The following is a 14,244-nucleotide window of genomic DNA, read 5'->3' as shown; positions in this document are numbered from 1 at the left end:
TCTCGGGCTTTCCTCCGGGCGCTTCCCTTCGGTCTTGCGTTTCCGACTCTATCAGTGTTCTTCCGGCCCTCTGACCACCGTTCTGCAGGCATGCAGAAAGCGACCCAAAGATAGGATCTGACAAGTTGGTTGCTGCCCGGCCAGGACGCGAGGTTGCGCCGCTCAGCCCCAAGCAGGAGTACGACTGTACACGCGGCCTCGGAGCGGGTGCAAATCACTTTGAGGTATGGTCTAGACCACTTCGAGGTGCTCGCGCGGAACCGGCACTTCACGTGACATACGCTGCTGAACAGTGTGCCGCCCGGTACCTACGGGGACGGCCATATCGATCTCCACCCCTGGGAGGCTTCCCATGACCACCGTGACGTCCCCGCTTGCAGGACGCGCCATCGGACTGGCAGCCGTGCCTGATCCGGTCTTCTCCGGGGCCATGGTCGGCCCGGGCACAGCGATCGACCCCGTGCGTGAGCCTTCCGAGGCCGTCGCACCCGTGGACGGCGTCATCGTCTCCCTGCACCCGCACGCCTTCGTCGTCGTCGACGAGAGCGGACACGGCGTGCTCACCCATCTCGGTATCGACACCGTGCAGCTCAACGGCGAGGGCTTCGAGCTGCTCGTGAACAAGGGCGACACCGTCAGACGGGGCCAAGGCGTCGTGCGCTGGAACCCGGCTGCCGTCGAGGCCGCCGGCAAGTCCGCGGTCTGCCCGGTCGTGGCACTGGAGGCCACGGTCGAAGCTCTCTCCGATCTTCGCATCGACGGTGAAGTGAAGGCCGGCGACAGTCTCTTCCTCTGGAAGTGACGTCAGTGCCGTCGTATGACGGCGAGTACCACAACCAATGCGGCGGCCGGGCCCGCCGCTCTATCGGAGACGGTGAGATGGAGACAACGCTGCAAGGCGTCGGCGTGAGCCATGGTGTGGCCATCGGCGAGGTTCGGCACATGGGAACGGCGGTGCTCGAGCCGCCCGCGAAGCAGATCCCGGCGGAAGAGGCGGAGCGTGAACAGGGGCGCGCCCGCAAGGCTGTGGAGGCGGTGGCGGCGGACCTGATGGCGCGCGGCAACCTGGCCGGCGGCGAAGCCCAGGCGGTGCTCGAGGCGCAGGCCATGATGGCCCAGGACCCTGAGTTGATGGCCGATGTCGAGCGGCGGATCGCCGTCGGCAGCACGGCGGAGCGCGGGGTGTACGACGCGTTCGCCTCCTACCGCGAGCTGCTGGCGGGGGCCGGTGAGTACCTCGCCGGTCGCGTGGCCGATCTCGACGACGTGCGGAATCGTATAGTCGCCCGTCTGCTGGGGGTGCCGATGCCGGGCGTCCCCGACAGCGACGAGCCGTACGTCCTGGTTGCCCGCGACCTTGCTCCGGCTGACACCGCGCTCCTGGACCCGACTCTGGTGCTCGGCTTCGTCACCGAGGAGGGCGGTCCGACCAGCCACAGTGCGATTCTGGCCAGGGCGCTGGGCGTGCCGGCCGTCGTGGCGCTGCCGGGTGCAGGCGAGCTCGCCGAGGGCACCATGATCGCCGTGGACGGCAGCACGGGAGAGATCTTCGTGGACCCGAGCGACGAGAAGAAGGCTCAGCTCGAGGCCGCGGCCGCCGAGCGGAAGGCCGCGTTGGCGGCGTCGACCGGGCCCGGTGCCACTGCGGACGGCCACAAGGTGCCGCTGCTCGCGAACATCGGTGGCCCCGCTGATGTGGCGGCCGCCGTCGAGGCCGGTGCTGAAGGAGTCGGTCTCTTCCGTACCGAGTTCCTCTTCCTGGACGACAGCAAGCAGGCGCCGTCGGAGGAGAAGCAGGTCGCTGCGTACCGGCAGGTTCTCGAGGCGTTCCCCGAGGGGCGCGTCGTAGTGCGGGTGCTGGACGCGGGTGCGGACAAGCCGCTCGACTTCCTCACGCCGGCCGACGAGCCGAATCCGGCGCTCGGCGTGCGGGGTCTGCGGACGTTGCTCGACCACCCGGAGGTCCTGCGTACCCAGCTCACCGCGCTCGCGAAGGCCGCGGAGGGGCTGCCTGTCTACCTCGAGGTCATGGCTCCCATGGTGGCGGACCGTACGGACGCCCGGGCCTTCGCGGACGCCTGCCGTGAGGCTGGGCTGCGGGCGAAGTTCGGCGCGATGGTCGAGATCCCGTCGGCCGCGCTGCGGGCACGCTCGATCCTGCAGGAGGTCGAGTTCCTGTCGCTGGGGACCAACGACCTCGCTCAGTACACCTTCGCCGCCGACCGCCAGGTGGGCGCGGTGTCCCGCCTGCAGGATCCCTGGCAGCCCGCTCTGCTCGACTTGGTGGAGCTGTCCGCCGAGGCGGCGAAGGCCGAGGGCAAGAGCTGTGGTGTCTGTGGTGAGGCCGCGTCCGACCCGCTGCTCGCGTGTGTGCTGACCGGTCTGGGCGTCACCTCTCTCTCGATGGGTGCCGCGTCCATCCCCTATGTCCGGGCGACGCTGGCGAAGTACACGCTGGCGCAGTGCGAGCGGGCCGCTGCGGCGGCGCGGGCGACGGACAGTGCCGAGGAGGCGCGCAGCGCCGCGCAGGCGGTGTTGTCGGGCGAGTAAGACCGGGCCGGCCTGCGACGACGGCGGCCAGGGAGGGGCGCCCCACTGATGTGGGGCGCCCCTCCCGCGGTTCAGTGCTGGTGCCCCTGGACGGGTTTCTCCTCGCCGAGGTCGGGCGGCGCGCAGTAGTCGACGTTGGATTCCGGTGAGATCAGGTCTCCGGATTCGACGTCGGTGCAGTAGGCGTCGAAGACCTCTCCTGGGGTGAGGGGGTCGAGTCCGTATGCGCGCATGCGCCAGCCGTAGACGCGGTCGGGTGTGTCCGGGGCGCTGACGCGGATGACGAGTCCTCCGGGGCTTTCGGTGGCCAGGCCGAGGGCCAGGACAGTGGTGAACTCGAGGGCTTCGGACTCGTCCGGTTTCAGGTCGGCCCCGTTGTCGGTGATGTGGAGGGCCGCGATGAGGGTTTCGGGCGGTCCGGTGACGCTGCAGACGAGGTGGCGGTGACCGGGTGGGGCCGTGTCGAGGATGCGGACGAGGAGGTCAGAGGCCCGGGTGAAGGCGGCGCGTCCGATGTCCTCGCCGCAGGAGGTGCAGGCGCCCAGGCGAGCGAGGAGGGTGGTCGCATACTCCCAGGTGGCCTGACGTACGGCTTCGTCGACGAGGTCCGGGAGAAGGTCGGCCAGCGGCCTGCCGTCGTAGGGCAGGGTGGGGCCTGTGACCGAGATCTGTGCGGTGAAGCGTGTGCGGCTCGACGGGTTGTCGGGGTCCAGGCCCTTCCGTGTGCAGAACTCGGCGTACTCCTCGGGGTCGAAGAGGGCCACCGTGGTGTGGCTGCCCTGCAGGGCACGGGTCTTGAGGAGGGTCTCCACCTGTTTCAGGTAGGTCGCGTGGTCGGCGAAGGTGAAGCTGCGGTAGCGCCGCATGGCCCGGAAGTCGTGTTCGTCGGTCAGCAGGCCGATGGTGCCGGCGATTTCGCGATGCAGGACGCGTCGCATGGTGCGGTTGTCTGTGTGCGCCATTGTTTCCCCCTGTCCACGGTCGATCAATGCTCACTCACAGTAACCGGCGGCACTGACATCGAGGCGGGGTCGGTTCACCGGAGGACGGAAACCACAGGTCACAGCGGTATCTGCTGTGACCTGCTCTCATTGCCCTGGTGACTTGGGGTTGTGTGCTGGGGGTGGTGGAGGTCAGGCGCGTTTGCGGGCCAGGTCCTGGTAGAAGTTCAGCAGGTCGAGGTTGTCGATGGAGCCCGGGTTGACCGCCTTCTCCAGCGGGGTGCCCTGGAGAAGGCGCTTGACGGGGACCTCGATGCGCTTGCCGGTGAGGGTGTGCGGGACGCCGGGTACTTCGATGATCTCGTCGGGGACGTGGCGCGGTGAGAGTTGCTCGCGGATCGTCTGCTTGATGCGGTTCAGCAGGGCCTCGTCGAGGACGGCTCCGGGGGCCAGGTGTACGAAGAGGGGCATCCAGTAGCCGCCGTCGGGCTGCTCGATCCCGATGACGAGGGACTCTCTGATCTCGGGGAGCCGCTCGACGGCTTCGTAGATGTCGGCGGATCCCATGCGGACACCCTGGCGGTTGAGCGTGGAGTCGGAGCGGCCGTGGATGATCACGGAGCCGCGTGAGGTGACGGTGATCCAGTCGCCGTGCCGCCATACACCTGGGTAGGTGTCGAAGTAGCTGTCGTGGTAGCGACTGCCGTCGGGGTCGTTCCAGAAGTGGATGGGCATCGACGGCATGGGGTTGGTGACGACGAGTTCGCCGACCTCGTCGACGAGGGGGCTGCCGGTGGGGTCCCAGGACTGCAGGTCGGTGCCGAGGCATGGGGCCTGGAGCTCACCGACGTGGACCGGGAGGGTCGGTACGGCTCCGGCGAAGCAGGAGCACACGTCGGTGCCGCCGCTGACGGAGGCGATCCACAGGTCGTCGCGGACCTCGTCGTGGAGCCAGCGGAAGCCGTCGGGCGGCAGGGGCGAGCCGGTGGTGGCGACGCACTGGACGGAGGAGAGGTCGAAGTCGCGGGCCGGGTGCACGCCTGCCTTGCGGCAGGCCATGACGTAGGCGGCGGAGGTGCCGTAGAGAGTGGCCTTCGTGCGTTCGGCGATCCGCCACTGGGCGCCGGTGTCCGGGTAGCCGGGGCTGCCGTCGTAGAGGACGATCGTGGTGCCGGTGAGCAGGCCGGAGACGAGGAAGTTCCACATCATCCAGCCGGTCGAGGTGTACCAGAAGAAGCGGTCCTCGGGTCCGAGGTCGCAGTGCAGGCCGAGTTGCTTGAGGTGCTCGACCAGGATGCCGCCCTGGGACTGGACGATGGCCTTCGGCAGGCCTGTCGTGCCTGAGGAGTAGAGCACCCACAGGGGGTGGTCGAAGGGCACCTGCTCGAAGACGGGGTCCGTGTCGGCCGCAGTGAGGGCCGACCAGTCCAGGGCGCCCTCGGGTGCCTCGGTGCCGAGGAGCGGGACGTGGATCACGGCGCGCAGGGTGGGCAGTTCGCGGCGCAGTTCGGCGACGACCTCGCGTCGGTCGTGCTCCTTGCCTCCGTAGCGGTAGCCGTCGACCGTGAAGAGCACGACGGGTTCGACCTGCTGGAAGCGGTCGAGGACGCTGCGGGCGCCGAAGTCGGGCGCGCAGGATGTCCAGACGGCGCCGACGGCGGCCGTGGCGAGGAGGGCGGCCACTGCCTGCGGGACGTTCGGGAGGTAGCCGCTGACGCGGTCGCCGGGGCGTACGCCGAGGGCGCGCAGTTCGGCGGCCAGGGAGCCGACCTGGCGGCGCAGCTCGGCCCAGGTGACGGGGCGTGGTTCGTGGGTCTCGTCGACGTGCAGGAGGGCCGGTTCGTCCGCGCGCGTGCCGGCGGCGCGCAGGGCGTGTTCGGCGTAGTTGAGGGTCGCTTCGGGGAACCACTGGGCGCCCGGCATCGAGCGGTCGCCGAGTACGCGTGCGTAGGGGTGCGAGAAGCGGACGTCGAACCACTGGGTGACGGCCTTCCAGAAGGTTTCCAGGTCGTCGACGGACCAGCGCTGCAGCGCCGCGTAGCCGCCTTCGGCGGGGGCGCCGTGGTGTTCGGCGGCCCAGGTCTGGAAGCTGGTGATCCGTGCCCGGGCGATGCGCTCGGGGTCGGGCTGCCAGAGCGGCTGGAAACTGTCGGTCGACATGGTCGGCTCCCGGCTGTGCGCGTCGTGTGCGTCCTCCGCGCACGGGCTGGGGTGTGCGCGTGAGCGGCTGGCACGGACAATGCCATGTGATCGACTTCGATACCAGGGTGCGCCCCACATAGTCCGTGTCGTGAAGATGTGGTCCTGGCACGGGTGAACGGCAGGCGAACGACACCCGTGCGCGGGGCGGTCAGTGGCAGGGTGAGCAGCATGAACGGTCGTGACCTGGTGCGTTCGGTGAAGGCGGTGGCTTCGGTGGGGGCGGCGCAGGGTGTGCGTACCGTACGAGCAGCGTGGCGCAGGCGCCGGGCCGACGCCACCGGGCTGCCGGCGCGAGGGGCGGAGCGTGCGCGGGTGCCCGGGCCTGTGGTGGACGCGGAGCCGGGGCCGGGGGGCGGTGTCGTCCGGTTCAGCCGATCGGAGCTGCGGATTCTGGTCGCCGTGAGCGGGGCCGTGTTCTGGGGCTGGGACGGGGCGGAGCCCGAGCCGTCGTACGCGCTGGCCGGCAGTTGCCCGGAGCCGGATCCCAGGGCGGTCCTGGAACCGGACAAGGACGGCGGTTGGCGTGTCGTTGCGGAGCGGGTGACGGTCGTGGTCTCGCGGCACGGGGCGGTGGAGGTGCGCACTCCGGGCGGGGTGACGCTGCGGCGTGATCTGCCGCCGCGGTGGTGGGAGCCTGTCGGCGGTGGCCCGGCGCGGTGGATGCAGCGGTCGGAGGTGGGTGCCGACGCCCGGTTCTTCGGGCTCGGGGGGCGTTCCTCGGGTCCTCGGCTGCCGGACGGGACGTACCGGCTGTGGAACACCGACCCCGGCCGTGCCTTCGTGCCCGGGGACGACCCGCTGTACATCACGATGCCGGTGCAGCTGGTGGTGTCCGACGGGGGTACGCATCTGGCGTTCCACGACAGCTCGTGGGACGGCAGGGTGACGTTGCGGGAGGGTGAGGAGGGCGCGGGGTCCGGGCATGACCGTGCCGGGACCAGCGAGCTGCGGATGGACGGCGGTCCGTTGCGCTGCTGGGTGATGGTGGGTACCCCCGCGCGCGTGCTGCTCGCCTGGGCGTCGCTCACCGGGGCGCCCGCGCTGCCGCCGGCGTGGGCGCTCGGGCACCATCACGCGGTGTGGGGGTTCGGCAGCGAGCAGGAGGTGCGGCGGATCGTCGCGGGCTATCTGGAGCACGGTCTGCCGCTCGACGCCGTGCACCTGGACATCGACCACCTCGAGGCACATCGGGTGTTCACCGTCGACCAGGACCGCTTCCCGAAGCTGCCCGTGCTGGCCGAGGAGCTCCGGCGGGACGGCATCCGGCTGGTGTCGATCGTCGACCCGGGTGTGAAGGCCCGGCCCGGCCATGCGGTGTACGACGGCGGGGCGGCCGAGAGCGCGTTCGTGCGGGACGCCTCGGGGGAGGTGGTGGAGGGGGTCGTGTGGTCCGGGGAGGCGGTGTTTCCCGATTTCACGCACGCGCGCGTGCGTGCGTGGTGGGGCGGTCTCTACGAGGAGCGGCTCGCTCAGGGCTTCTCGGGTTTCTGGCACGACATGAACGAGCCCACGTCGTTCACCGCCTTCGGGGAGTCGACGCTGCCGCGTTCGGCCCGGCACTCCCTGGAGGGAAGGGGCGGTGACCATCGTGAGGCGCACAACGTCTACGCGCTGTGTATGGCCGGGGCGGGCTTCGAAGGGCTGCGGAGGCTCGCGCCCGAGGAGCGGCCGTTCCTGTTCTCCCGCTCCGGGTGGGCCGGCATGCAGCGCTACGGAGGGACGTGGTCGGGGGACGTGGCCACCGGCTGGCCGGGGCTGCGGGCGTCTTTGGCCCTGGTGATGGGCCTCGGGCTGTGCGGCGTCCCGTACTCGGGGCCGGACGTCGGGGGCTTCGACGGGGATCCGTCTCCCGAGCTGTATCTGCGGTGGTTCCAGCTGGCCGCGTATCTGCCGCTGTTCCGTACGCACGCGAGTCTGCGGGCGGGGCGCAGGGAGCCGTGGGAGTTCGGTGGCGAGGTGCTGGAGCACGCGCGCGTGGCGCTCGTGGAGCGCCGGCGGCTGCTGCCGTACTTCATGACGCTGGCGCATCTGGCGCGGCGTACCGGAGCGCCCTATGTGCGGCCTCTGTGGTGGGCGGCGCCGGAGGAGCGGGCGTTGCGTGACTGCGGGGACGCCTTTCTGCTGGGTGACAGCCTGCTGGTGGCGCCGGTCCTCGGCCCGGGCGTCGATCGGCGTGCCGTGCGGCTGCCGCGGGGGCGCTGGTACGACACCGCGACGGGGCGGGCGTTCGAGGGGCCGGGGCAGGTGCTGGTCGACGCGCCGCTGTCGCGGATACCGGTGTTGGCACGCGCGGGTGCCGTGTTTCCGGTACGTGGGGAGGACGGCGAGGTGGAACTGGAGGTGTGGGCGCCCGCCCGGGGACGGACCGGGGGCGGGCTGGTCGTGCCGGACAGGGGCGACGGGTGGGACGAGCCGGAGATCGAGCGCTACACCGCACGGTGGATGGGCTCGCGGGTGGTCGTCGAGCGGGAGGGTGAGAACGGCGGGGGCAGGCTGCCCTACCCGGTGCGCGTCCGTGGGGCCGGGGAGCTGTGAGCTCAGATGTACCGGCCGTCGAACCAGGCCCTTACGGCCAGAGTGTGCAGGGGAAAGGCGAGTTCCGCGGGCCTGCGCAGGAGGTGCCAGCCCTCCGTTTCGTCCGTCGCGGCGGAGGAGGGGAGGCCCTCGGCCGGGCGCTCCGGGAGGAGACCGAACAGCAGCAGGTGGCCGTCGGGTGAGCTCATCGCGTCGACGAGCCGTACGTCACGGCCGGCCGCGTCGATGCCGGTTTCCTCCCTGAGTTCGCGTATGACGGCCTGCCGCCAGTCCTCCCGGTCGTCGATGTAGCCGCCGGGCAGGGCGATGCCCCCGCGCGCGGGGGCGATGGTTCGGGTGATGACGACCAGGGCTGTGCCGTTGGTGTCGTACACGGGCTGGAGGGCGACCGCGACCGGGAGTGGATTGCGGTAGGCCACGGCACCGCACGCCGGGCAGGTGCGGGGCCAGCCGGTGACGCCCTCTCCGTAGGGCGTGCCGCAGCTCGAACAGTGGGAGTTCGGCGCGGAGTTGGTAGCGGAGTGCTGAGTTTCGGACACGCGGCGGACTGTAGCCGATCTCGGAGAGGGCACCTCGAGCAGGCTGCTCAGTGGGCGCTGGTGAGCGATTTCCTGGACACGGGGAAGTCGAAGTACGTGTCCGGATGGGCTTCGGGCCTGAAGGTGTAGTGCCACCACTCCTCTGCCAGGTTCACGAAGCCGAGGCCTTCCAGGGTGCTCTTGAGCAGCAGCCGGTTGGCGCGCTGCCGGCCCTGGACGCGTGGGTCGAGGGTGTGCGAGAGGGTGTCGAAACAGTCGAAGCCGGTCCCCATGTCGATCGAGTTGTCGGGGAACCGCTCGCCCTGCGGAGCGAAGCACGGCACCAAGGGCTCCCCGGGGTGGTAGGGCCGGGTCGGCTTCGTCGGGAGCCTGACGAGCGTGACGTCCAGGGTCGAACCGCGGCTGTGACCCGATTTCGCCGCGATGTACCCGTCGGCGAACAGCCGGGTCTTGTCGACGTTCGGGTAGAACTCGCCCTTCATCGCCTCGTCGTCCAGATCCTCGGCCCAGCGGACGAAGTGGTCCACCGCCCGCTGCGGCCGGTAGCAGTCGTACACCTTGAGCGTGTAGCCCTGGCGCAGGAGCTTCCGCTGGGCCTTGTGGAGGGCCTCGGCGGCGGGGCGGGTGAGGATGCAGACGGGCTGCCTGTAGCCGTCGATGCGCTCGCCCACGAAGTTGTGCGGGGTGACGTAGCGCATCTCCTGAATGATCGTCGGGTCCACGCTTCTCAGCGCCACGAAGTCCTTCGGCGCCTTGGGGTCGGTGCCGGCCCGCGCGGTCGCGGTGGGAGCGGTCGCGGCCAGCAGGGCGGCGAGCGCGGTGATCAGGGCACGTGCCACGGTGGTGAGTCGTGTCATGCCCCTGCGTCTATCAGGCGTGAGGGCACCGTGGGAAGGGACCGCATACGGCGTGACAACTGCCCGGCGGTTTCGGACCCGTGGGCTGCCGCTCTCCGGCCGCCCGTGACACACTTCTGACGTACCGTCAGATTCGACCTGCGGGGAGGGTGCTGTGGCGCGTGCACGAACACCTGTGGTGGCAGGGTGGTTCGCCGGGGACGGGGCCGATTTCCGGCTGCTCGGCACGCGCTGCGCGGCGTGTGCCTCGGTCTTCTTCCCCCGCGAGGACCATCACTGCCGCAACCCCGACTGTGCGGGCGGCGCATTGGTGCAGGTCCCGCTCTCGCGGCGGGGGCGCATCTGGTCGTTCACGGACAGCCGGTATCGACCGCCGTCACCCTACGTGACCGATCCGGAACTTTCATGGGAGCCGTGCGCGTTCATCGCTGTGGAGCTGGAGGCCGAGCGGATGGTGGTGCTGGGACAGGCGGCTCCCGGGATCACCGTCGCCGACCTGGCGGTGGGCCTGGAGGTCGAGGTCGTGCCCGGCGTGCTCCATGAGGACGCGGAGACGACCTGGACGACGTGGCACTGGCGGCCGACGGGGGCGATGGGATGACGGACGAGGTGGCGGTACTCGGCGCGGGCATGCACCCGTGGGGCAAGTGGGGGCGCGCCTTCGTGGAGTACGGCGTCGCAGCGGCCCGCGCGGCGCTCACCGACGCCGGGCTGCAATGGCGGGACATCGGCGCGATCATCGGTGCCGACACGGTGCGGGGCGGATATCCCGGGTATGTCGCCGGGGCGACGTTCGCGAAAGCACTGGGCTGGCAGGGCGCCCGGGTCACCAGCGTGTACGCGGCGTGCGCGTCCGGGGCGCAGGCCGTCGACGCCGCGCGGGCCCAGATCCTCGCCGGGCTCGCCGATGCGGTGCTCGTCGTAGGGGCTGACGCCGCTCCCAAGGGATTCTTCCGCCCTGCGGGCGGGGACCGGCCGGACGATCCCGACTGGCTGCGGTTCCGGATTCTCGGGGCGACCAACCCTGTGTACTTCGGGCTGTACGCCCGCAGACGCATGGCTCTGCACGGCGACACACCGGATGACTTCGCACAGGTGAAGGTGAAGAACTCGGAGATGGGCGCGCTGAACCCGCATGCGCGCTACCGCAACCGCGTCACCGCCGAGGAGGTCGCCACCTCCGCCGTGGTCGCTGACCCGCTGCGGCTTCTCGACATCTGCGCTACCTCCGACGGCGGCGCGGCGGTGGTGCTCTCGAGCATGGAGTTCGCGCGCAGGCACGGGCAGGCGCAGCCGGTGCGGATCCGGGCCGTGTCCACGGTGACACCGCGCTATCCGAACACCGCGCTGGACCTGCCGGACATCGCCACGGACGCTGCGGCTGCGATGGATCCGCCCGACGGGACGTTCCGGAGATCGATAGGCCGCGCCGCGTACGAGGAGGCGGGTGTCGGGCCGGAGGACCTGTCGCTGGCCGAGGTCTACGACCTGTCCACCGCCCTGGAGTTGCAGTGGTACGAGGACTTGGGGCTGTGCGGTGCAGGCGAGGGTGTGAAGCTGCTGCGGGACGGGGCGACGGCCCTGGGTGGTCGTATACCGGTGAACGTCAGCGGTGGACTGGCCTCCTTCGGCGAGGCGGTTCCGGCGCAGGCGATAGCCCAGGTCTGCGAGCTGGCCTGGCAGTTGAGGGGCGCGGCGGGCGACCGGCAGGTCATGGGAGCGCGCGTGGGCATGACGGCGAACCAGGGGCTGTTCGGGCATGGGTCGGCGGTGATCGCGGTGCGCTGAGCCGCTGTGACCCCTGGGGCATACGCTGCGCGATCACGCGGGAACCGTGTATGAACGCCTCATGAACCGGCTTGGGTATGCGCAGGTGGCGTCGAACATGCTCCCGTGCACTCCTGGACGGATACTCCCCGCTTCGCCTTCCAACCGGTGGTCAACCTGACGACCGGTGCGGTCGCGGGGCTGGAGATACTCGCCCGCCCGGAGGCCGGCGACATCCTGGCCGGGGCTCCGGGGATCCCGAGATCGGGGCGGTTCCTGGTCGGCGGGTGCCTGATCGGCGGTGCACGCGCCGTTCGCCGGCTGAGCCGAGAGGGCTCGGCACATGGAAGTGCAGCCCTGTGGAAGCCATGCCCCGGGCGCGGCGGGTGACCCGCTGCCGGGGCCCTCCGCGGCGGCGCAGCCCCGCAGAACTCCTGCGGTTGAGAAACCGCCAGGTCAGGTGAATCCTGGACACGAGCAAGCGAGGAGTCGGATGCGGCTGGGCTTTCGCCTTCGGGCGGAGCTCGGCAGAGGCCGGACACCATCAGCCACGTCCCGCGCGGCCCATCCAGGCCCGCGCGGGCCCGGACCAGATCTGAACAACGCCCCGACCGGGCGCCCGCCGTGGCCGAACAACCCGGCCCGTCGGCTCGGCGCGGACCCGGCCACGTCGATGGTCGCCAACCGTTGCGGTCGGCGACCTTGACGCCCTCTGGGTGCCGGTGAACACTTCCGGTGTCAGTCGACATCGCCGTACATATTCGGCGTATTCCGGCACTGCGGCACGTGGGTGCGCCTGCGCCGAGGCCCATCCCCCGCGGGCGATTCGGCTGGAGCGGAACGCTCGTCACCAATGCCGGGCGGGGCGGGATCCCCTGTCTTCGGCTGAAGTGGCCATGGGAACGCACCCTGCATGTGAGGCCCGGGGCGAATCGTCCCGGGCCACGGCCTAGGAGCGGCCATGAGTAACGGAGACATCTTCGTCGGTGAGATGATCGGCACGGCGATCCTGATCCTTTTCGGCGCCGGTGTCCTGCTGGTGTCCCTCCTGGTCGTCGGCATCGGACTCTCGCTCGGTGGGCCACCGGTTACGCGATCAACCCGGCACGCGATCTCGGTCCGCGCATCGTGCACCAGTTCCTGCCGATCCCGAACAAGGGCACGTCGGACTGGGGGTACTCGTGGGTCCCGGTGATAGGACCCGCTGTCGGCGGAATTCTCGGGGCGCTCATCTACAACGCAGCCTTCTGACCAAGCGATCAAGGGGTAGCCATGACGGACAACGCCGAGAAGTACGTCGCCGCGATCGACCAGGGCACCACATCGAGCCGCTGCATCGTCTTCGACCAGGACGGCGCGATCGTCGCCGTGGACCAGCGCGAGCACCGCCAGATCTTCCCGAAACCCGGCTGGGTGGAGCACGACGCCACCGAGATCTGGTCCAAAGTGCAGGCGGTGGTGGCGGGAGCGATCGCCAAGGCCGGTCTGAGGGCCGACCAGCTGAGCGCGATGGGGATCACCAACCAGCGCGAGACGACCCTCCTGTGGGACCGCGCCACGGGCAAGCCGGTGCACAACGCCATCGTGTGGCAGGACACGCGCACGGCGGCGCTGTGCAACCAGCTCGGCGGCTCGGACGGGCAGGACCGCTTCCGTGAGCAGACGGGTCTGCCGCTGGCGACCTACTTCTCCGGGCCCAAGGCGGCCTGGCTGCTCGACAACGTGCCCGACCTCCGGGCGCGTGCCGAACGCGGTGAGATCGCCTTCGGCACGATGGACTCCTGGCTGATCTGGAACCTCACCGGCGGCACGGACGGCGGGCAGCACGTCACCGACGTGACCAACGCCGGACGCACCATGCTGATGAACCTGGAGACCCTCCAGTGGGACTCCTCGATCCTCTCGGCGATGAACATCCCCGAGGCCATGCTGCCCGAGATCCGCTCCTCCTCCGAGGTCTACGGCACCGCTGTCGGCCAGCTCGCCGGCGTGCCCGTGGCCTCCGCACTGGGCGACCAGCAGGCCGCCGTGTTCGGGCAGGCCTGCTACGACGTGGGCACCGCGAAGAACACCTACGGCACGGGAAGCTTCCTGCTGCTCAACACAGGCAACCGCCCGGTGTCGTCGAAGAGCGGCCTGCTGACGACGATGGGGTACAAGATCGGCAGTGAGGCGCCGGTCTACTGCCTGGAGGGGGCGATCGCCATAACGGGCGCGCTGGTCCAGTGGTTCCGCGACCAGCTCGGCATCATCCGTACCGCCGACGAGATCGAGCCCCTGGCCGCGAGCGTGGAGGACAACGGCGGCGCGTACATCGTGCCGGCGTTCTCGGGCCTGTTCGCACCGTACTGGCGCTCCGACGCACGCGGTGTCATCACCGGCCTGACCCGGTACGTCACGAAGGCGCACCTCGCACGCGCGGTACTGGAGGCGACGAGCTGGCAGACGCGCGAGGTCGTGGACGCCATGTACCAGGACTCGGGGGTGCACATCACCACCCTCAAGGTCGACGGCGGCATGACGAAGAACAACCTGCTCATGCAGCACCAGTCGGACGTCCTCGACGTGCCGGTGGTGCGGCCCAAGGTCTCCGAGACGACCTGTCTGGGCGCCGCGTACGCGGCCGGTCTGGCCACCGGTGTGTGGAACGACCTGGACGAGCTCAAGGCGCACTGGCAGAAGGACGTCGAGTGGACGCCGAACATGGAGGCGTCGGTGCGGGACCGCGAGTACCACAACTGGCGCAAGGCCGTGGAGAAGAGCTTCGGCTGGGAGGAGGGCGGCGACAGCTGACCACGCGCGCGTGGCGCGTCGTTCCCGACTGCGGCCCGTACCCCGGTCGGCGGGGGTACG

General features: G+C 70.2%; 10 protein-coding genes and 1 pseudogene. 7 read left to right on the top strand and 4 right to left on the bottom strand.

All coding sequences use genetic code 11. From position 1 onward, the window contains the following. Positions 1–352: 352 nt before the first annotated feature. Positions 353–802, top strand: coding sequence for a PTS glucose transporter subunit IIA (locus tag ACFU3E_RS32105; protein WP_384166229.1), 450 nt, complete (start codon positions 353–355; stop codon positions 800–802). Positions 803–879: 77 nt separating this feature from the next. After that, positions 880–2,550, top strand: coding sequence for a phosphoenolpyruvate--protein phosphotransferase (ptsP, locus tag ACFU3E_RS32100; RefSeq protein ID WP_384166226.1), 1,671 nt, complete (start codon positions 880–882; stop codon positions 2,548–2,550). 71 nt (positions 2,551–2,621) lie between these two features. On the opposite strand, the gene ACFU3E_RS32095 is transcribed toward ptsP, so the two are convergent. Both ACFU3E_RS32095 and ACFU3E_RS32090 read right to left on the bottom strand, forming a co-directional pair. Then, positions 2,622–3,512: a hypothetical protein gene (locus tag ACFU3E_RS32095; RefSeq protein ID WP_384166223.1), complete on the bottom strand. Its 891-nt coding sequence runs from the start codon at positions 3,510–3,512 to the stop codon at positions 2,622–2,624. A gap of 171 nt (positions 3,513–3,683) precedes the next feature. Next, positions 3,684–5,651, bottom strand: coding sequence for an acetoacetate--CoA ligase (locus ACFU3E_RS32090; RefSeq protein ID WP_384166220.1), 1,968 nt, complete (start codon positions 5,649–5,651; stop codon positions 3,684–3,686). A gap of 210 nt (positions 5,652–5,861) precedes the next feature. Between ACFU3E_RS32090 and ACFU3E_RS32085 the strand changes: the two genes are divergently transcribed. Beyond that, a complete protein-coding gene (locus ACFU3E_RS32085) occupies positions 5,862–8,228 on the top strand; it encodes a TIM-barrel domain-containing protein (RefSeq protein ID WP_384166217.1) in 2,367 nt (788 codons plus the stop codon). Between the two features lie 2 nt (positions 8,229–8,230). On the opposite strand, the gene ACFU3E_RS32080 is transcribed toward ACFU3E_RS32085, so the two are convergent. Next, positions 8,231–8,767 (bottom strand): NUDIX domain-containing protein, encoded by a 537-nt coding sequence (locus ACFU3E_RS32080; RefSeq protein WP_384166215.1) that lies wholly within the window; start codon positions 8,765–8,767, stop codon positions 8,231–8,233. A gap of 47 nt (positions 8,768–8,814) precedes the next feature. Next, on the bottom strand, positions 8,815–9,624 hold the full coding sequence (locus ACFU3E_RS32075) for a M15 family metallopeptidase (RefSeq protein WP_384166212.1): 810 nt from the start codon (positions 9,622–9,624) through the stop codon (positions 8,815–8,817). A 175-nt stretch (positions 9,625–9,799) separates the two neighbouring features. Here ACFU3E_RS32075 and ACFU3E_RS32070 point away from each other — a divergent pair, with 175 nt between their 5' ends. The 4 genes and pseudogenes from ACFU3E_RS32070 to glpK all read left to right on the top strand — a co-directional run bounded on the left by ACFU3E_RS32070 (position 9,800) and on the right by glpK (position 14,184). After that, the gene (locus tag ACFU3E_RS32070; protein WP_384166232.1) at positions 9,800–10,225 is read left to right on the top strand and encodes a Zn-ribbon domain-containing OB-fold protein; all 426 of its coding nucleotides are present in this window, start codon (positions 9,800–9,802) and stop codon (positions 10,223–10,225) included. Continuing rightward, positions 10,222–11,412, top strand: coding sequence for a lipid-transfer protein (locus ACFU3E_RS32065; RefSeq protein ID WP_384166210.1), 1,191 nt, complete (start codon positions 10,222–10,224; stop codon positions 11,410–11,412). Before ACFU3E_RS32070 ends, ACFU3E_RS32065 begins: the two co-directional genes overlap by 4 nt. A 1,000-nt stretch (positions 11,413–12,412) precedes the next feature. Continuing rightward, positions 12,413–12,642, top strand: a pseudogene (locus tag ACFU3E_RS32060) (aquaporin); the annotation flags it as partial. Between the two features lie 21 nt (positions 12,643–12,663). Continuing rightward, positions 12,664–14,184 (top strand): glycerol kinase GlpK, encoded by a 1,521-nt coding sequence (gene glpK / locus ACFU3E_RS32055; protein ID WP_384166207.1) that lies wholly within the window; start codon positions 12,664–12,666, stop codon positions 14,182–14,184. The last annotated feature ends 60 nt before the right edge of the window (positions 14,185–14,244 follow it).

This window comes from Streptomyces sp. NPDC057424, from assembly GCF_042803315.1.
In the GTDB taxonomy this organism is placed as follows: domain Bacteria; phylum Actinomycetota; class Actinomycetes; order Streptomycetales; family Streptomycetaceae; genus Streptomyces.
Note: the sequence above shows the minus strand (reverse complement) of the source record. Positions and strands in the feature narration are given on the sequence as shown.

What these genes read in the sequence shown, in the direction of transcription:
- ACFU3E_RS32105 (WP_384166229.1), top strand. Translation starts at nt 353, where the DNA reads ATGACCACCGTGACGTCCCCGCTTGCAGGACGCGCCATCGGACTGGCA.
- ptsP (WP_384166226.1), top strand. Translation starts at nt 880, where the DNA reads ATGGAGACAACGCTGCAAGGCGTCGGCGTGAGCCATGGTGTGGCCATC.
- ACFU3E_RS32095 (WP_384166223.1), bottom strand. Translation starts at nt 3,512, where the DNA reads ATGGCGCACACAGACAACCGCACCATGCGACGCGTCCTGCATCGCGAA.
- ACFU3E_RS32090 (WP_384166220.1), bottom strand. Translation starts at nt 5,651, where the DNA reads ATGTCGACCGACAGTTTCCAGCCGCTCTGGCAGCCCGACCCCGAGCGC.
- ACFU3E_RS32085 (WP_384166217.1), top strand. Translation starts at nt 5,862, where the DNA reads ATGAACGGTCGTGACCTGGTGCGTTCGGTGAAGGCGGTGGCTTCGGTG.
- ACFU3E_RS32075 (WP_384166212.1), bottom strand. Translation starts at nt 9,624, where the DNA reads ATGACACGACTCACCACCGTGGCACGTGCCCTGATCACCGCGCTCGCC.
- ACFU3E_RS32065 (WP_384166210.1), top strand. Translation starts at nt 10,222, where the DNA reads ATGACGGACGAGGTGGCGGTACTCGGCGCGGGCATGCACCCGTGGGGC.
- glpK (WP_384166207.1), top strand. Translation starts at nt 12,664, where the DNA reads ATGACGGACAACGCCGAGAAGTACGTCGCCGCGATCGACCAGGGCACC.